Origin of the sequence: Hippea maritima DSM 10411 (assembly GCF_000194135.1) — a bacterium.
GTDB classification, from domain to species: Bacteria; Campylobacterota_A; Desulfurellia; order Desulfurellales; family Hippeaceae; genus Hippea; species Hippea maritima.
In genome coordinates this window covers 1,105,754-1,124,753 of the sequence record NC_015318.1, presented here as the reverse complement: position 1 = coordinate 1,124,753, position 19,000 = coordinate 1,105,754, and the positions used below count along the sequence as shown (strand labels likewise).

The following is a 19,000-nucleotide window of genomic DNA, read 5'->3' as shown; positions in this document are numbered from 1 at the left end:
CTTTCTTTAAGGTGATATCTCTTTCCATTCTATAACCCTATCGTTTCCTCTATAAATGCCAAAGAAAGCCTCTCCCTTGGTGTTGTTATCATAAAGCCAGTTGTAAAATGAAGCATTGTCATATAAATCTATGTCGATACTTCCGTATTTTTCTGCTCCAGGTGGCAATATAGTCAAACTGCCCTCGCCGGAATCTACACCTTGCACAGAGCCTATAGATATATCCGAAACTGATATGTTGCCCGTTGGATTTTTTTTCTCAAAATCATCTATGTTTAGCGTTGTGCATACATCGTCTCCGTTTAAGCTCCATTGGACTCCATCCCAATATTGTGCTTGAACCTTTAGAATCAGCGATTCATCGCCCGGGCCGTAGTTATTAAAGATTTTTAGCCTTCCGTATTTCATTTGAGTACCAGTTACAGTTATGTTGTCCGGGCAGTTTATACATGAGACGTTGTCTAAGTCGGTAATGTTATCGATTACAAATGAAAATTGAGGTGCAAAAGGAGCGATTTTAGAGTTGTTATCTTTTAAATAGGTTATATTGTCACTGCCAAACGTATATGTGCCACTTCCATTATGGTTATCCTGCAAGGTAGCTTGTGCCCTTTCTATCGATATGCTTACTTTGCTTGTTTTATCAGAACCCAACTGTTTATCGTCAGTTGTTGGGTTGGTTATACTAACATCACTCGCCTTAAGTTTAAAAAATACACCCTCATAATTCACAGTTGTTTGATTATCCTTATTCTGTGCGGTTATTACAAATTTAGGAGTTATATTATAAGTTGTAGTTTGTCCTGTGTAATTGAAAGTATCGCACTGATCCTTTAAAGTTCCGTTATCTACAGCAGTGATTTTGAAATGATCAGGTATGAATCTTCCAACATAAGGTTTATTGCCAAAAATTTCCCCAGCCCCCAAATAATCAGTCTCTGTTGCATTCATAGAGATTATTCCAACATCATTAAAGCTTTCACTTACATGCGCAACACCTCCATGAAAAGCACTTGCAGAAATAGTAACATTGTCAAGCTTGTTTGTAACATCCGTTCCATTGTCTGGTGCAACCATAAAAGCAGTCAGGTTAACGGTTGAATTGTCGCCATTTTGATTTATCGGGTAATAGTTCGGTGTGACAGTGGCGTTATCACAGACTGCCTTTACATTAAAATCAAACTCTTCTTTTGCCCTCTTAAACACACCAACATCAGCCCAACAGGAATCATTTGTGCAGGTGGCATTATCTGCAGGATTACTCAGGTTATCAAAAACGAACCTTGCCGGTTTTACAACAAAAGGATTGGATTCACCCTCCACATGAAGCCCATTTTCATTATAAATTGCCCCTACCTCAATGCTCCCAGCATCTGGATAGGATAAATTAAATTGAGCTGAGCCGTTGTCAAAATGCAGAGTTACAGGCGTCCCCGAGGGTGTTGAACTGCTATTAGTAGTTTCAACCGATGTGTTATCAACAATTACCTTTGTTCCGTAAGGATTTGTCGAGGGCGTAATATATTTTCCATACATACTAAGCGTCACATCACCGTTAAACGCTGACATATTCGTGCATTTGTTTGTTGCATTGTCTTTTTCCACGGCATCTATCTCGATAGGTTTGGAAGAACAAGATAGAATATTGTTTACAATATAATCAGAGTTTGTTGGGCTCTTAAAAACAAAACCTGTATCTTTAAAGGTTATATCGCAGGATGTAGAGCTTGAATTAAAAATATGGCAAGTTGTGGGGTGTGAAGGAGTAGGGCTTTCATTTGATGTTGATAGAGTTATTGTTTCAGCCTGCGTGTAGCTGATTGTTGTATTGTCATCACCACCTGAAAAGCTTATCTGTTTACTTTTACTGTCATAGTTAAGCGTAAGCGTTACATTTTCTGTATAAAGAGTTGAGCAGTTGTCATTGGCGCAGGCTTTGATTTCTAAAGGTGCAGGTTGACAGGTCAAATTTGTTGTATAATGCCAGATTTCGTAGTGATCTATGGCCATACAAGGTAGACAGGTTCTTTCAGTGCCATCGTAATTTTTACCTGCATTTTCGTTGTTGTAAATTTGTTGAATCTGATCTGTAGTGAGCGCTGTATCGTAAAGTTTAAATTCGTCCATATATGAACCAATTGTTTCATAATCTGTATAATCAGTTGAACTACCAGTATATTTTACATCCCCATGGGTAAAAATATTTACTTTTCCTATATAGTTCCCATCTATATATAAATAAGTTTTTGAATTTTTAACCACCTGTACAACATGATGCCATCCGAATTTAATGTTTCCCAAATTTATTTTTTGTATATTTCCATTGTTGTTATATACTCCCCATTTATAATTACTACCATATTTACTTTTTGCAAAAAAACCTAAATCTCCTGTTCCTTCTACTGATGCAATAATAAAGTAATAATAATTACTTAATTGGTATTGGTCTAAGATAGGAGTTAAAGGAAATTTAATCCAAACGGACATACTCCATTGATTTCCTATATGGGGGTAGTTGTTTAATTTTGCATATGTGCCAATAAAATCTCCCCCCCTGCAAATTTTTCCATTATGAATTGTGTTTGCACCGTTCACCGCTGTGGCGTCGTAATTGCTTCCTAATGATCCATAATTTTTAATTTCATAAGTGGAGGTATTATTATCCCAACTGCATTCATCCATATGGTAATCAATTATTGGTTTTGGAATACTGCTAAAAGGACACGAACTCAAAGGATTACTATCATATACTGGAATATCTGGTATTTCATATGCACCACTTCCACTCCAATCATCATAATAATTTTTATTGAAATAAGCATTTTTATCTCTATTAAAAACATTCTTACCGTTTCCATTTTCGAAGCAGTTATTCTCTACTTGATAACCTCTCCATTTTTTATTTTCTAATAAATAAAATCCTCTAATAGATGCTCCTTTAATAATATTATTTTTAATTTCTCCTGGATTAGATGTATCGGCAATATAAACTCCATAATTTCCCGGATTTTCTATTAAATTTCCTTTCATATCAATTTTTTGATTATTAGTTTTCACATAAAATCCTTCCTTTTTTGTATCATGAATATAAGAATTTTCAATATCTACATAATTGCAAGTATTAATCCATATTCCATCTTTTTTTTCTGCTTCAAATTCAGAATTTTTAATTATAAAATTTCCTGTTATTTTATTAATATTCACTGCATCATTTTTACTAGAAATAAAAGTAGAGTTATCTATATATAAACCATTATAAGATTCATTAATATTTAAAGCAATATTTGAAGTATTTACATTTAACCCTATAAAATTGCTATCTAATATTTTATTAATATCAATACCATAACCTTTTGAAGATATTGTTAAATTTTTCAATGAAAAATTTGTTCCCTCATCTATATATAAAGCATCCTTATTATTCCTTTCTTGTTCAACCAAAAAATTCTCTAAAGTAACACCGTCCCTCCATCCACTTGTGTAAAAAATAGGGTTTTTACTTCTTGCATAAACCTTCACATCATCAGGAGAATTACCTAAACCTTCAATAGTTATGTTTTTGTTTATCTCTAAGTTACTTTCTTGGTACGTGCCGGGGCAAATTTCAACAATATCTCCATCGTCAGCATTATTTAGAGCATTTTTAATCAAGTGATAGTATTCATCACCACTTTCACAGTAAAATCCAAAATAGCTCCAAATACTATTATCCACAACTAAAGTCTTAGCATGAATAGGCACAGAAAAAAAACTAAAAACCAAAACAAAAAAAACCAAAAAAAACAAGCTTTTTTTCATATTAACACTCTAACTCTTTTTTATATCTCCTTGTTCTTCTTTTTTCGGCAACTCCCTCTCAAATATTTCCCACAAGTTTATTTCAATGTCAAATATCCCAAGCTTTAATGTCTCATCCCAGTTGAACCTCTCAGGTACACCGTAGGCTTCGTCTTTTAAAATATAGCGTTCAACGAAAAATAGATCAGGAAACACAATGATATATTCCCTTACGCCAAATTTTTCATACAGGTCTTTTTTTATCTTTGTGTCTTTGTATGCAGTTGAGGGCGAAACAATCTCAATAATCAAATCTGGCGCACCCTTTATGTTGTCCTCTGTGACCTTGTTTTTATCGCAAACTATAAATATATCCGGCTGGACAACGTTGTATTCATTTAAAACAACATCAGTAGGGGCGCTAAAGAGATCGCAACCCTTTAATCTGTTTTTTTGCAGGATAAGCTTTTCTACGAAGTTTATACTAATTTTTTGATGCTTTACTTTCGGCGCAGGGCTCATGTTGTATGCCACACCGTCAATAATCTCCCATCTCTCATCATCAGGCCAGTTCTTATAATCACTGTATGAGTATTTTTTCTTCTTCTCTGCTAAATCCACTTTCAAGCCTCATTATAATACTTTTCTAACTATTTGATAAATTTTAAAATCCCATTTATCAAATTCTATAACAAACTTAATCATTGTCAACAAAAACTATGTTTGGACCTATCTGGTCATTGTTGCAATTTTCACTTGACAAATTTAGTATTATATGATTTAATAAAATTCAAAATAACAACAGAAAATGGGTAAGATTAAAAAACGGGTTCAAGTGAGGCTGAACATATAAGAATAGAAAAAATGATTTAAAGGCTTTTTATATCTTTTGTGTATTATCCGTGGAATGGAGAAATTAATGTAACATATGGATTATCTAAAAATAAACTTTTGAAGGAGGGGAGGTATGTTAGGCGTTTTGTTTAGGGATTGTAACTATTTATTAAGGAGGCTAAAATGAATGAGAAGATTTTTAAAAGCCTGTGGTTTTTGGTTTTGACTTTAGTATTTGTGGGAATTTCCAGCTACAGCTGGGCTTATAAACCCGATTTAAGGGTTGAGGGTATATATCTTAGACCAGCTGTAAATAACAAATGTCGTATATGGATAGCTATTGCAAATAGGGGAGGCCCTATAAGTAATGCTGAGTTTAATAGAATTGTTTTGTCTTTGCTTCAGGATGATGTTTCTAAGGTAAGAGGCTCTTATATGTTGAAGTATCTTGATAGAAATGAAACTCTGAAACATCCCAATAGCAAGGTGTATGTACCGTGGAATGCTATATTGCTTAACCCTGGCTTGTATAAATTTGGCGCTAAAATTGATGCTACAAATGTTGTATCTGAGTCCAATGAAAACAACAATATAATGCCGCCTATACGCCTTAGGTGTAGAGGGGGTTCAACTGCGGCTCTTCCCGATCTTACTATATCTGGAATTCGCATAGGTCGATACTGTAGGTATGTATATGTTTATGTAAAAAACATTGGCAAAGCTCCTCTGCCTAATTGGGTATGGACTCATCATTCACCCAAGAATCCTGGGGTCTATTTGTATATCAATGGCAAAAAATGGGGTGGTAAATCTATATGGAAGTTTGACCCATCAAGAAAACTCCAGAAGCCTGGTGGTCTTGCTGTATTTAGAGCACCTATTAAGCGCGGTTCCAACAATACTATAAGAATCCTTGCCGTTGTAGATTATTGGAACAAGCTTAGAGAATCTAACGAATCAAACAACAGGATGGAAAAATCGTTAAAGTGCAGTGTAGCACTACCTGATTTGACCATAAAAAAGATTTACTTGGATAACGCATGTCGTGTAAATGTTCTTGTGAAGAATGCAGGCAAAGCTCCTCTGCCTAATTGGGTATGGACTCATCATTCACCCAAGAATCCTGGGGTCTATTTGTATATCAATGGCAAAAAATGGGGTGGTAAATCTATATGGAAGTTTGACCCATCAAGAAAACTCCAGAAACCAGGCGGATATGCTATATACAAAAGTTCTTTGAAGGTAGGAGATGCAAAGACAAACATTCTGGCTGTTGTAGACTATTGGAGTAAAGTAAAAGAATCCACTAAATCCAACAACAAGAAGAGAGTTGTTCTAAGATGTAAGTCTCTTCCAGACCTTGTCGTAAGTAGCATAGGTGTAGATGGCGAATGCGGGGTTAGTGTGGGAATTTCAAATATAGGAAGTGGGACTATACCCTATAAAGCTTTTGATAAAAATAACGGTGTAGCCATACAGATGTATAACAACAATAAGCCGTGGGGCGGTATAAGACTGGGAGTAGTTGACCCACACCATAAACTTTCAAAACCCCATTCTTCAATTCACTTTAAATGGTTCCCGGATGCAAATAATTTAAAACTTAAACCTGGGGAAAATAAGATTAAAATTGTGGTTGATGCTAACCATGTGTTAAAGGAGTATAATGAGAACAACAACGTAAAGGCTAAAGGTATAAGGTGCTTACCGAAATCGGATGTAGGACTTTATGGTTTTGTAAAGATTGGCAAGAATAAAAGGCAAGTAGAGTGGAACACATCAATTACTTTAACACCATCAGATGCAAATAGGATAAAAAACGGCAAACCTTTGTTTTATGTGTACTTTGCATACAGGGAGTATGAAGGGGTGTCTACACCACGTTTTGAAAATGAGGTTTTGTTTGGATCAGAAGTTGTAAAAACCCTATGGTCGCCCCCACTGAGACCAAAACAAATAAGGTTTGTAGCTGTGCCGATTTACCTTGAACCTAAGAATGGTGAGTTGTGTTTTAAAATTGATGCTAAAAACACCGTTAGAGAAAGCGACGAAACTAACAACAATGGGTGCGTTACTTTGAAGTTTAGGGGTTTTGAGGCGAATTTATCAACTCATGGGGCTGTCCATACAATAAAAAATAAGCTAAAGAATAACTCCTTGCCGGGTGGTTATAATGTCCCAAAAGAGAAACCTAACATGGTTTTACCAGGGGAGACGGTAAAATAGGAAGGATTGGGTAACTTTCAATCTAAATATGTATGTAGGCAGGGATTTCCCTGCCTATTTTAAATCAATTTTTGATTAATGGGCAAAAGGGGTGTTTTGTGGAGTTTAAAAAATGGTTTTGTCGAGTTTTGATTGGTTTTGCCTTAACTCCAACAATAGCATATGCAAATAACGTTATAAAGTTGACTTCTAAATCCCAGACCAATAAGCTAGTAATAACAAAAAAGCCTACAATAATATGTTCCGATAAGGATATAGATTACAAAAACATAACAGCCATACTTTTAGATGAAACCGATATAACAGAATTATCTGATATATCAAATGATTCTATAACCTTTGATGCCTTTGTGCCCCTGGCTTCTGGTGAGCATACTCTATCGGTTATTTATTCAGAAAACGGTGAAGATAAGAGGAAGGATTTTGTTTTTAGGACAAAACAATCTAAATATTTCGATACTGCTACAGCTAAATTTTCTGCCACTACACTTTATGTTAGTACTTTGAAGAAGTCAGATAAGCTGACAGATGTTCCTCATACCAAAATAGAATCGAACCCAGAGGTTGACGTGTTGCTTGAAAATGAATATTGGCATTACTCTTTTCATGGTGGATTAAAGTATTTATCTCAAAGTTTGCCTGTTGAGCCACCACAGCAAAAGGGATTTGATCTTTCTGGATATCTTCTTAGTATTGGTTATAAAAACGAGGATTTTTCGGCAGACGCAAACATAGGCGATATTCAAATCGATGAATCGGATTACAGTGCACAAGGGTTGTCCGGAAGGGGAGGTGTATTATCCACTTCTTATAAGAGCTACGCAATCCGTGCTTTTGTTGTTGATTCTAAATCAAGATATGGGTTCGATGGAGGAACAGGTTTGGATATAGGGTCGAAGAACAGCATATACGGTGCATCTTTTACCAAAACCTTTTTTGATGATACAAATATTAGACTCATTTACCTTCACGGTAAAAAAACAGGTGATGGCTTTGGTACATCGTCAAGCGATCCTCAAACTATAACCAAAGAAGGTTATGTGTATGCCCTTTCTCTTTCAACCCCTATAATAAAAGATAAAATATCTCTTTATTCTGAAATAGATTTTTCCTCCTATGATCCAAATATATCGGATTCTTTTGATAGTATGAGCGATAGGGCATATAATGTTAAATTAAATATTACGCCAAATGAGATTTATAACTTCAATGTTGTGTATGAGCATGTTGGAAGGAAGTATTTTAGTATAGCTAATGAGGGTATAACAAACGATACAGAGGGTGTGTATTTTAATGCTGGGGCCAACTACACATATCACACTATAGCTTTAAAATTATCACGCTCGAATAACAATGTGGACGATATACCTCTATACTCCAAAATTTATACATATTCGGGCGAGGTGGATTACTCCTTAAACAGATTTGAACATGCCCCTATAAACCTAAGCTACAGAAGGGATTATGTAAAAAGTACCAAAGAGCCAAGCGAGGATGATAAGCAGAAGATGATAACAGATACCTATCATGGTGATATAGGATACAATATGGACAGCTTCTCTATCTTGTTCGGTGTAGATTATTCAAAACAGAATGATAAGACAAAAAACAATCAGGATACCTCCAGTGTAACATATTCATTAAGCCCATCTTATTCTGTGGAAACTTTTCACATTAACCCAAATTTATCGTTTAATAAAACCAGAGATTACAAATCAGGAACGAACACGAACGCAACGACACTTGGTTTAGCCCTGGGGGGTAGCCTTTTTAAACAGAGGTTTAGTTATGACTTGTCTGGTACATATACAAAAACAAAGGATAATAAAAATACTACAAATACGAGAGGTTTAAATGCAGCTTTTCAGGTAGCTTATGCCTTTGAATTGCCTAAGAATTGGGTTGTGAAAACCCCTTCGATTGGTATAAGAGGTGAATATAACCATTCAAGAGATAAGATAAGCGGAACAAAGGATCACGATATAAACATTCAACTTTTTGTCTCTATTCCGCTTGAGTATATATTTTAAACTTAAGGAGTTTGTTATGAGGAAAAACATGAGGTTTTTTTTGATATTGTCAGTTTTATTGTTTGTGTTATGGCCTTTATTCTCTTTTTCAGATACCATAACAACAACTCCAACAACCGTGAATGTTTCAACAAATAACTCTTACACCACCACTATTACTTATACTCTATCATCTTCTTCTTCCAGTACTTTAAACTCACCCAAAGGTAGATTTATAACTTCAACTGGAAGGGTTTTGGGTTATGTAAATAGAAGTTTGACTATAATTCCCCAGCAATCATCCATTGGTATAACTGGTGCATCTACTTATTCAGGTAAAGTATCAGAAACGCTTAATATACCCTTCTACATTATTCAGAATGCGCTAAACTCCAATGTTAATACGTTTACCTACAAAAGAGATTTTTATGTAAGCGGTGATTATATTACGTCTGCAAGTGTAACTATAAGAATAGTTAATCCTGCTGCAATGCCCTTAACAATAAATCGAGTTAGTCTGTATTTTAAAAATAAAAAAGCCGAGATAACCATAAAAAAGAATAAAAGGCTTTATGCGTTTGTAGATATATATTTTTCTGGTTCTGGCCTACTTAAGGGGTATTGGGAGGTAGATGGCCATATTTTAGCACCAAGGATATTTAAGTATTTAACTCATGGAACAAAAGTAACGTTAAAAACACCCGATACTTCTCAGATAGATACATTTAAAATAGGAACACACTTTATTAGGTTTGTTATAACCTCACCTGAGCCTTCATTTGAAATGCCTAAGGCTATATATTTTGTGAGTGATACACCTCTCAAAGAAACATCCCTTATAAAGCTTATATCTCCAAAGAATGGGTCCTATGTAAAAATAAGAAAAGGTCAACCTCTTCAGTTCATTTGGGAAGGTAAAGATAAAGCATATTTTTACTTGTTGGAGTTTTTTAAAAAAGGAGAGGAAAAACCGGTTTTCTCTGCCTACACAAAATCATCTACCTACTCAATGCCTTTTTATATAGGCCATCAATACTTTAGCAGGGGGAGTTATAAGTGGCATGTAAAGGGTTTTGATGAGGATTCAAGAACCGTAGCGGAAAGTGATTTTAGTGTTTTTACGATAAAATAAGGTAGAAGTTTATTACTTTAGTGTAGGTAAGGAATTTAATTTTTTGTATTTTTCGTTGAACGGTTTAATTAATTGCCTATAAGTTATTGACCATATAGTTGTCAAGTGATATTTTAACGAACATGAGAATGCGAAAGGTGTTTGTGTGCTTTCTTGTATTAATTTTATTTGCAACTGTAGCTATTAGCATTCCTGCACGGGCTAAAATCATCAAAATATTTATGGTTCAAAGCTATTCAAGTGTGGATTTATGTGGAATGCCGCAACTCAAAGGAGCTTTGGATACACTCCGCCGTGCCGGCATTAATGATAACAATTCAAAGATAGAAATTTTCTTTATGAATACAAAATTAAAAAACTCAACAAAGACCCTTATGGATAAAGTAGCCCAAAAAGCATATAGAAAAATCATTGAGTTTAAGCCTGACATAGTGTTTCTTTTTGATGATCCGGCCTTCTCTGAGCTTGCTCCAAAGCTTATTCGCAAAAATGTTTCTGTGGTTTTTAGCGGTTTGAATATAATGCCTGAGGATTATAATAAAAAATTTAAATTTATGGATAAAAATAGAAATCCGACGGCAAATATCACAGGTGTTTATGAAAAGTTATACGTAGCCTCGAGTATAAAATTTGTTGAGCATATTGTAGGAAAGAAAGGTAAGGTGTTTGTTTTGTCATCAAAGGACAAAGTAGGAAGAATAGTAACCCGCCAGATAGAATTAGAATTAAAAGATACGCCCCTTAAAGATGATGTGAAAGTGTTTTGGGTAGACTCTCTAGATGATATAAAGAGAGCTATTGTTAAAATAAATGAGGACAATAGCGTAGTAGCATATTTGGTAAATACCCATTCTGTTAAATCAAATAATGGGAAGCTGGATGTTTTCCATCTTATACCAATTGAAATGCAACTAGCAAAAAAACCAGATATAGCTGTTAATAAAGCCTTTTGCAAAAGAGGACTTTTTGGAGGAGTTGTGCTTGACTTTTATGCTATGGGCGCTCAGGCAGCGAGGATGGCGTTAAAAATTATAAACGGTGTGCCTATGTCAAGAATACCTGTAAAGAATGCTCAAAAAAGAGAAAGAGTCATAAACTTAAGTAGAGCCAAAGAGCTAAATCTAAAGATTCCAATAGAGGTTTTAGATACATTAGATGAAGTTTACTGAGAATAACAGCGGTCCAAAAAGAACATCAATCCTTATAATATTGGGTGTTTTTGTAATCATTCTTACATCTCTTACGATTAGTCAATCCCTTAGGCTGATTTTCTATAAAACCAAGGTAGAGGTAGAGCGCCAAAGTAAAGTTCAGATGGAGCTTTTAAAAGCGAATTTGGCCAATTATCTAAAGACGAACAAAAATCTATTGGATTATACTTTTTCTGTTTTACCTGAAGTATCACCGAATCAGTTAGAATCAGCTCTGGATTCTTATCTTCTAAAGGTTCAACATGATGATATAAGGAATATATTTTTTGTAGATTATAATCAGTTAACGCTACTCTATCCCCATATTTCAAGAACGCCTATACCGAACTCTTTTGTTAAGCAATATGATTTTTTAGCTAAAAAGATAGAGTTAGCCAAGAAATTAAAATGTGGCATTTACTTCACAGCCCCTATGCTTAGCTTAGCTGGCGTACCTAAGAATGATCTATCATTGATTTTAGTTTATCCTATATTCATAAATGACACTTATAGAGGTAGTTTAGTTGAGAGTATAGACATTGCCTCAAAATTGTTTTCTATCTTTGAATACATAAAGGGTTTGAGTGTTGAATTGTCTTACTATCCCATAAAGAATGATGGCATTTATGAACTCTCTAAGTTTTCTATTGATAAAGCCACCTTTTATATTGGTATAAAAAAGAAAAGTAGGCTTATTGATACGCTTAAGCAGAATATTCAATATGCAACCCTAAGTCTTGTGTTTGTTATCGTTGTTTCTATAACTATTATAATTGGAGTATCGATTCTTCTAAACAGAAAAATAAAAAGGGAACAGTTGTACATAAAAACCCTCCAACAACTGAACAAAAGAATTGAAATGGTAAAAAATATAATGGCAATTAAGGAAAATTTTGCCTCTATATCCAATATAGAAAAGGCCTTGAAGGTTATGAGTAATGTATTTGAAACCGACATCGCAGGAATATTTTTAGATAAGCCGGACTTAGAATATGTTTTAAAGGATGGAAAGGCAAAACAAATAAACTTTTTTAAAATGGAGGATTCCTTAAGCCGTATTGTTTGGAATAGGAAGGAGAGTGTTATAGTAAACGACTATCAATCCTACAGCTTTGTTTCGGATAAAGCCAAGCTTCTAAGTGGTGTGAAGTCTGCTATGTGTGCCTTGATTTCCTACAAAGATCACTCCTACGGTGTTATATGTGTTGGAAACACCAAAAGGCCGAACGCTTTTAGAAAAGAAGATCTTAATTTCCTTAAATTGATAGCAAGTATATTCGCTATAAACATGTATTTTTCAAACTTAGATAAAGATGCAATAGAAGCCCTTCTCAATGCAATAGAGGCAAGGGATAGATATACCGAGGGGCATTCAAGAAGAGTGTGGGAATATGCAAGATTTATTTCTGAGATTCTTGGCTTTGATGAGACTTATCAAAACAATATATACAAAGCAGGTCTGTTTCATGATGTTGGTAAAATAGGCATACCCGATGTAATTTTACTTAAGCCTACCAGACTTTCTCCCAATGAGTATGAGATTATGAAGATGCACTCTGTGTTTTCTTATGAAATACTCAAGCACGTTGAAATGCTCTCAAGCGTAATAGGCGGAATAAGAGGGCACCATGAAAGATGGGACGGTAAGGGTTATCCAGACGGGCTTAGGGGTGAGGATATACCGATTGAGGCAAGAATTTTGGCTATTGCTGATTCATTTGATGCTATCATAACATCACGTCCATATAAAAGCGCAATGAACGTGGAGGATGCAAAAGCTGAATTGATTGCAAATGCAGGCACACAGTTTGATCCAAACATTATAAAAAAGATAGAACCATATGTAGAGGATATGTACAGGTTGGGCAAAGATATAGAAAAGCAGAAAAGACATCTTTTTCCGGAAAATATAGAAGAAATCAGAAAAAATATATTTTTTACTGATTGGCTGACGGGTCTTTCGACAATGGATAAGCTTGAAAGAGAGATTGGTGGCCTTATTATAGATAATGCAGCTTTCTCTTTATGTTTGATAGATGTGGTTAACTTTTCTAAAATCAGGTTTGAGAAAGGCAAGGCTCAGGCAGTTGATCTTATAGTGGGTGTTGCAAACATACTAAAAGATAATATTGGTGAGTGTATAGCAAGGGTGAATGAGGATAATTTTATTTTCATATTAAAGGATAACATAAATCCCAAAGATAGGCTTGATGAATTGAGAAATACCATAACGAGTAAGTTAGGCTGCTCAATAATTTGCACCTATGTTGTTTACCCCAAGGATGGTAGGACAACTGACGAGCTTATCTACAATATCAGAGTGAAGGAAAAAGAAGTGCGACGTTCTTTACTCTTGTGAATTACTGTTAAATAACATAATGCCGCCAGCCCCACGGCCACAGATTTTGTCTCTCCTGTAGGAGAAAAAGTCACTGTTTTCAAATGTACAGATACCCAAATCGACAATGTTTTCGTTTGGGATTCCGCTTTGTGTTAATTGTTTGATGTTAACAGCGGATAGGTCTAGAAATAGCCTACCGTTCTTTTTATTTATAAATTCTTCTGAAAATTTGCAGGCAAGGTCATCCTTGATTTCATAACAATTTCTGCAAATATGTGGCCCTATGGAGACAATTATGTCTTCTGGGTTTGAGCCCCTTTGTTTTAATATGTCAACCGCATTCTTTGATATGCCCAGATAACTGCCGCGCCAGCCAGCATGAATTGCCATTACTATCCTTTTTCTTGTATCCATTAAAACTATAGGCAGGCAATCTGCAAATCTTATAGCTAAGAATACCCCCGCTTTATCTGTAAAGATACCGTCTGCATCGTGGTTTTTGCCGTCAAATTCAACTATATCCTTTGAGTGTATTTGATTTATGAAGGCCATCTTGGTTACATTTATGGATTTACGGGCGTTCTCTATATTTTTTAAGACGTTCTCTTTTTTATCGCCAACGGCAAAGCTGAAGTTCAATGAATCAAAAGGGTAGGGGCTTACACCCCCAAATCTATCAAAGAATAAGCATCGCGCTTTAAATTCTAAAAACCTTTTATCCTCAACAAAACCCATTATCCAATCTTCTCTTTTCCAAAATAGGGCACAAGTGCCTCTGGGATCTTAACAGAGCCATCTTTTTGTTGATAGTTCTCCAATATTGCAACCAAACACCTTCCAACAGCAACGCCCGAGCCGTTAAGCGTGTGGACAAACTGCTTCTTTTTGTTTTTATCCTTGAATTTTATCGATGCCCTTCTTGCCTGAAAATCCCTTGTATTTGAACATGAGGAGATTTCCCTGTATCTGTTTTGACCCGGCAGCCACACCTCGATATCGTAAGTCTTAGCAGCAGAAAAACCTATATCCCCACTGCATAAGACAACAACCCTATAAGGAAGCCCAAGCAATCTTAAAACCTCTTCGGCATCCTTAGTAAGCACCTCAAGCGCCTTATCCGACTCCTCGGGCTTTGTAAATTGCACAAGCTCAACCTTGTTGAATTGATGTTGCCTTATAATGCCTTTGACATCCTTACCATAACTCCCAGCTTCTTTTCTAAAACATGCCGTATATGCCACATATTTTATTGGCAGTTCATCCTCGCTTAGCATCTCCTCCCTGTGTAGATTTACAAGAGGCACCTCAGCTGTCGGTATCAGATACTGCCCGCTGGTTTCGTATGCCTCCTCGATAAATTTAGGAAACTGACCCGTTCCCACCATTACATCGTAATTTACAATATATGGCGGTATGATCTCTTTATATCTATGTTTTTGCGTGTGTAGATCAAGCATAAAGTTTATTAGGGCTCTTTCGAGTTTTGCACCATCCCCTTTATACACAGCAAAGCGTGAACCCGACAGCTTGGAGGCTCTTTCAAAATCCAATATACCGAGTTTCTCTGCTATCTCGAAATGCTCTTTTGGTTTGAAGCTGAATTGAGGCGGCTCACCCCATCTTCTTATCTCCACATTGTCATTTTCATCCGCACCGGATGGAACATCATCGTCCAATATGTTTGGCACAAGCAACCATCTGTCCATAAAATCCTTATGGAGCTTTTTGTATTCATCCTCAACAGCCTCAAGCTGTTTTAATATCTGATTTACGCTTTCTATAAGGTCGTCTGCGGCTTCCTTTTTTGCCTTTCTTTTGCCTATCTCTTTTGATAGCGAATTTCTTTTGGATAAAAGCTCATCCAGCTCAGCCTTTTTTTGCCTTACCCTTTTGTCCAATTCGATCAGCTCATCAACATCTATCTTTGCAAGCCTCTTCTTTAAGTTTTCTCTAAGAATCTCAGGTGTTTTTCTTAAGATGTTTAAATCTAACACTTCACCACCTCTTTTATGTATTTTGTTAGTTCTTTATTTACCTCTTTATCGTTTAGGGCAAATTCTATTGTTGCCTTCAAAAAGCCCAACTTACTTCCGCAATCAAATCTTTTGCCCTCTATCACTTTGCCGTATATCACCTCTTTTTTGCTTAGGGACTCTATAGCGTCTGTTAGTTGAATTTCGCCCTTTGCCCCGGGTTTTGTCTTTTCAAGCTCTTCAAAAATAGCCGGCGTAAACACATACCTGCCTATTATAGCCGTGTTGCTTGGGGCCTCTTCCTTCTTTGGCTTTTCCACGAATGTGTCCAATTTAAATATGCCGTTTTCTATCTCCTTGCCCGCTACGATACCATAACTTGAGACATCGTCTGGATTTACCTCCTCAAGCCCTATAACCGAACAGTGGTATTTGTTAAACACATCGACCAATTGGGCTGTGCCACTTGTTTTTGATTCTATTACATCGTCTGCCAAGATTACGGCAAACGGCTCATTGCCCACCACATCCTTAGCCCTCAAGACGGCATGACCCAATCCCTTTGGTTCTTTCTGTCTGATATAGACAAAATCGGCCATCTCGCTGATCTGCCTCATTTTCTCTATAAGTTTTTCTTTGCCTTGAAGCTTTAAATGAAACTCAAGCTCAAAGGATATATCAAAGTAATCCTCAATAGCCCTTTTGCCCCTTCCTGTGATGAATATGATCTGCTCAATGCCAGCTTTAACAGCATCCTCAACGGCGTAATGGATAAGGGGTTTATCAACCAAAGGCAGCATCTCTTTAGATGATGATTTTGTGGCAGGAAGAAACCTCGTTCCAAAACCAGCAACGGGTAGAACAGCTTTTTTAACCTTCATCTAAGCCTCCAGTGCTTTGTCTATTAGTTCAAGCAGGTGATAGACCTTTATCTCTTTATGATCTTTTAAGTTCAGGATATCCGCAAGTTGCATTATGCAGGCGCTACACGATGTGGCTAAATACTCAGATTTTGTATCCAATATGTTTTTTACTTTCCTTGATGCTATTTTTAGTGAGGTTTCTCTGTAATCTATACTAAATGTTCCGCCGTTTCCGCAACATCTATCGGCCTCTTTCATCTCTGTATAATCAGAGATCGCCTTTAGAAACTCTCTGGGTTCGTCTTTAACTTTTAATGCCCGTTTTAGGTGGCATGGATCGTGATAGGTTGTTCTTATGGGAAGTTTTTTAAGGCGCCTTAAAACATCGGTCTGGTCGAATAAGAATTTTATTGGGTCTATGATTTTTTCAGCAACCCTGCGTGCCTTCTCTTCCCACTTCTTATCCTCAAAATACATAAACAGCTTTGGATAGTCCAGCTTTATCATGCTTGCACAGGTAGGCTCAAGGACAACGATATGCTCAGCATTCAGACTTAAGAATAACTCTATGTTCTTCTCTGCCAAATAACGCGCATCCTCAAAGTTGCCGGCAAAGTAAATCGGAGCACCGCAGCATAGCTGTTTTTTTGGAACGCTAAAATCTATCTTTAGTTTTTTTAGGATATTTACAAAGGCATCGCCGATCTCTGTATAGGTGTAGTTTATCAAGCACCCAGGAAAAAGGACAACCCTGGACTTTTTATCATTCCCGTATTTATCTAAAAATGTTTGTTTAGCTATAGGTGGTAGAAGTCTGTCTTTCCCTGCAACTTCAATTCTTAGCTTTATACCATCTCTAGGCTTGTTGTTTTTCTTTGCAAAGATCGGTGAAAAGGTTGATGCGCTTTTGAAGGCAAAGTCCATTGCCTGCCTGCTTTTTAGGAGTTTTGATAGGATTTTTTTGTATGTGGGAAGGCCGTGTTTCTTTATAACCTCATGCCTTGCTATCTCAACTATGGTGTCTGTGTGGGAATCGTTTGGGCAGGATTCAACGCAGGTTGTGCACAGCAAACATTTGTATAGATAATCCTTGGCCTCCTTTTCGCTAAAGTCTATGTTGCCCTTTATTAGCTCACTTAGGAGGGTTATATGCCCCCTTGCCACATAAGGCTCTGATTTTTCCTCTTTAAATACAGGACAAACGCTTCTGCATATGCCGCACTTAACGCAGGATTCCCATTCTTTGAAAAGCCTTTTATCCATTACAGCCTCATTTTAGCTGGATTGATTATGTTGTTTGGGTCAAACGCCTGTTTTATCCTTTTTAGGAGCTCAAGCTGGGCTTTGCCTATCTGCTTTTCTAAAAAGTCCTGTTTTGTTATGCCAACCCCGTGCTCACCTGTAATTGAACCGCCCAATTTTATACACTCATCGAAAACATCATTCATCGCCTTAAAGGCGTTTTTTGTCTCTTTTTTGCTATCTGTGTGATACATAATGTTAACATGTATGTTGCCATCACCCGCATGGCCGAAGTTTACAATGGGTAGGTTGTATTTTTTGGATATTTTCTGTAATCTTTCTATCATCTCTGCCAATTTTGAGCGTGGCACCACGATGTCCTCGTTTAGCTTGCCATCTGCTATCTGTTTTAGGGTAGGGGATATGGAGCGTCTTGCAAGCCAGATCTCATCCTCCTCCTGTTTGGTCTTTGCGATTTTAAACGATACGATGGAGGGTTCTTTTTTGGATAGTTCTTTTATTTTATCTGTCTGTTGCTCAACCTCACTTTTGCTTCCATCTACCTCTATTATCAAAATGGCATCTGCCCGCGGTAGGTCTGCATTTAGCGCGTTTTTAACCGTCTGTATTGCATCTTTATCGACAAATTCTACAGCCACAGGGATTACGCCGCTTAGAAGAATCCTGTTAACCATCGCAGCTGCCTTTTTCATATCATCAAATGCGAGTTGTATTGTTTTTTTAGCCTCAGGCAAAGGATAAAGCTTAAGAAGTGCTTTGGTTATTATAGCCAAAGTTCCCTCGCTGCCCACAAGCAGACTGGTTAGGTCATAACCTGCCACATCCTTTATATTTTTAGAGCCTGTTTGCATTATGGTTCCATCTGCCAAAACGATCTCCAATCCCTTGATCCAATCCTTCATTACGCCGTATTTCACGGCTTTAGGTCCGCCTGCATTTTCGGCTATATTGCCACCGATTGTTGAGAATTTCCAGCTTGAGGGATCGGGTGGAAAGAACAATCCATACGGTTTTACATATTCCTGCAAGTCGTAATTGACCATACCCGCTTCAACCCAGACCATCATATTGTCAAGGTCTAACTCAACCACTTTATCCATTTTCTCAAGCGATAGGCATATGCCGCCTTTGACATTTAAAGCCCCACCGGTAAAGCCACTGCCCCAACCACGAGGCACGACGGGAATATTGTATTTGTTAGCTATTTTCATTAATTGCGAGACTTCGCGGGTGTTTTCTGCCAAAACCACCACATCGGGTAGAAACATATTTTGTGTTGCATCGTAAGAATACTGAACTCTGCTTAGCTTATCAGTTAGGCACCTATCTTTGAATATGTCTTTTATCTTTTTAAGTGCATTGGCTTTCATAACGGTTGTGATTATACATAAT

At 36.6% G+C, this 19,000-nt stretch carries 12 protein-coding genes; 5 read left to right on the top strand and 7 right to left on the bottom strand.

Features of this window, described 5'->3' with window-relative positions; all coding sequences use genetic code 11:
- Positions 1-6: 6 nt before the first annotated feature.
- Both HIPMA_RS05830 and HIPMA_RS05825 read right to left on the bottom strand, forming a co-directional pair.
- Positions 7-3,714: a DUF6701 domain-containing protein gene (locus tag HIPMA_RS05830; RefSeq protein WP_169309473.1), complete on the bottom strand. Its 3,708-nt coding sequence runs from the start codon at positions 3,712-3,714 to the stop codon at positions 7-9.
- 93 nt (positions 3,715-3,807) lie between these two features.
- Positions 3,808-4,398 (bottom strand): Uma2 family endonuclease, encoded by a 591-nt coding sequence (locus HIPMA_RS05825; RefSeq protein ID WP_013682131.1) that lies wholly within the window; start codon positions 4,396-4,398, stop codon positions 3,808-3,810.
- Positions 4,399-4,794: 396 nt separating this feature from the next.
- Between HIPMA_RS05825 and HIPMA_RS05820 the strand changes: the two genes are divergently transcribed.
- The 5 genes from HIPMA_RS05820 (at position 4,795) to HIPMA_RS09185 (ending at position 13,527) form a co-directional block, all read left to right on the top strand.
- The gene (locus HIPMA_RS05820) at positions 4,795-6,837 is read left to right on the top strand and encodes a CARDB domain-containing protein (protein ID WP_013682130.1); all 2,043 of its coding nucleotides are present in this window, start codon (positions 4,795-4,797) and stop codon (positions 6,835-6,837) included.
- A gap of 98 nt (positions 6,838-6,935) precedes the next feature.
- Entirely contained in the window at positions 6,936-8,867 is a 1,932-nt protein-coding gene (locus tag HIPMA_RS05815) for a hypothetical protein (RefSeq protein ID WP_013682129.1), read from the top strand.
- Between the two features lie 16 nt (positions 8,868-8,883).
- On the top strand, positions 8,884-9,978 hold the full coding sequence (locus HIPMA_RS05810; RefSeq protein ID WP_013682128.1) for a hypothetical protein: 1,095 nt from the start codon (positions 8,884-8,886) through the stop codon (positions 9,976-9,978).
- A 122-nt stretch (positions 9,979-10,100) separates the two neighbouring features.
- Positions 10,101-11,147: an ABC transporter substrate-binding protein gene (locus tag HIPMA_RS05805; RefSeq protein ID WP_013682127.1), complete on the top strand. Its 1,047-nt coding sequence runs from the start codon at positions 10,101-10,103 to the stop codon at positions 11,145-11,147.
- Positions 11,134-13,527, top strand: coding sequence for an HD domain-containing phosphohydrolase (locus HIPMA_RS09185; RefSeq protein ID WP_013682126.1), 2,394 nt, complete (start codon positions 11,134-11,136; stop codon positions 13,525-13,527). The genes HIPMA_RS05805 and HIPMA_RS09185 overlap by 14 nt, the downstream gene beginning before the upstream one ends.
- On the opposite strand, the gene pgeF is transcribed toward HIPMA_RS09185, so the two are convergent.
- The 5 genes from pgeF to HIPMA_RS05775 are packed head-to-tail and all read right to left on the bottom strand — an operon-like array spanning position 13,516 to position 18,978.
- On the bottom strand, positions 13,516-14,244 hold the full coding sequence (gene pgeF, locus HIPMA_RS05795; protein WP_013682125.1) for a peptidoglycan editing factor PgeF: 729 nt from the start codon (positions 14,242-14,244) through the stop codon (positions 13,516-13,518). The two genes, HIPMA_RS09185 and pgeF, sit on opposite strands and share 12 nt — an antisense overlap.
- Entirely contained in the window at positions 14,244-15,503 is a 1,260-nt protein-coding gene (gene serS, locus HIPMA_RS05790) for a serine--tRNA ligase (protein ID WP_013682124.1), read from the bottom strand. The genes pgeF and serS overlap by 1 nt, the downstream gene beginning before the upstream one ends.
- On the bottom strand, positions 15,497-16,363 hold the full coding sequence (gene galU, locus HIPMA_RS05785; RefSeq protein ID WP_013682123.1) for a UTP--glucose-1-phosphate uridylyltransferase GalU: 867 nt from the start codon (positions 16,361-16,363) through the stop codon (positions 15,497-15,499). The genes serS and galU overlap by 7 nt, the downstream gene beginning before the upstream one ends.
- Positions 16,364-17,608, bottom strand: a complete 1,245-nt coding sequence (locus HIPMA_RS05780; RefSeq protein ID WP_013682122.1) for a (Fe-S)-binding protein — start codon at positions 17,606-17,608, stop codon at positions 16,364-16,366.
- The gene (locus tag HIPMA_RS05775) at positions 17,608-18,978 is read right to left on the bottom strand and encodes an FAD-binding oxidoreductase (RefSeq protein ID WP_013682121.1); all 1,371 of its coding nucleotides are present in this window, start codon (positions 18,976-18,978) and stop codon (positions 17,608-17,610) included. The genes HIPMA_RS05780 and HIPMA_RS05775 overlap by 1 nt, the downstream gene beginning before the upstream one ends.
- Positions 18,979-19,000: the final 22 nt, after the last annotated feature.

What these genes read in the sequence shown, in the direction of transcription:
- HIPMA_RS05780 (WP_013682122.1), bottom strand. Translation starts at nt 17,608, where the DNA reads ATGGATAAAAGGCTTTTCAAAGAATGGGAATCCTGCGTTAAGTGCGGC.
- HIPMA_RS09185 (WP_013682126.1), top strand. Translation starts at nt 11,134, where the DNA reads ATGAAGTTTACTGAGAATAACAGCGGTCCAAAAAGAACATCAATCCTT.
- HIPMA_RS05805 (WP_013682127.1), top strand. Translation starts at nt 10,101, where the DNA reads ATGAGAATGCGAAAGGTGTTTGTGTGCTTTCTTGTATTAATTTTATTT.
- HIPMA_RS05810 (WP_013682128.1), top strand. Translation starts at nt 8,884, where the DNA reads ATGAGGAAAAACATGAGGTTTTTTTTGATATTGTCAGTTTTATTGTTT.
- galU (WP_013682123.1), bottom strand. Translation starts at nt 16,363, where the DNA reads ATGAAGGTTAAAAAAGCTGTTCTACCCGTTGCTGGTTTTGGAACGAGG.
- HIPMA_RS05775 (WP_013682121.1), bottom strand. Translation starts at nt 18,978, where the DNA reads ATGAAAGCCAATGCACTTAAAAAGATAAAAGACATATTCAAAGATAGG.
- pgeF (WP_013682125.1), bottom strand. Translation starts at nt 14,244, where the DNA reads ATGGGTTTTGTTGAGGATAAAAGGTTTTTAGAATTTAAAGCGCGATGC.
- HIPMA_RS05820 (WP_013682130.1), top strand. Translation starts at nt 4,795, where the DNA reads ATGAATGAGAAGATTTTTAAAAGCCTGTGGTTTTTGGTTTTGACTTTA.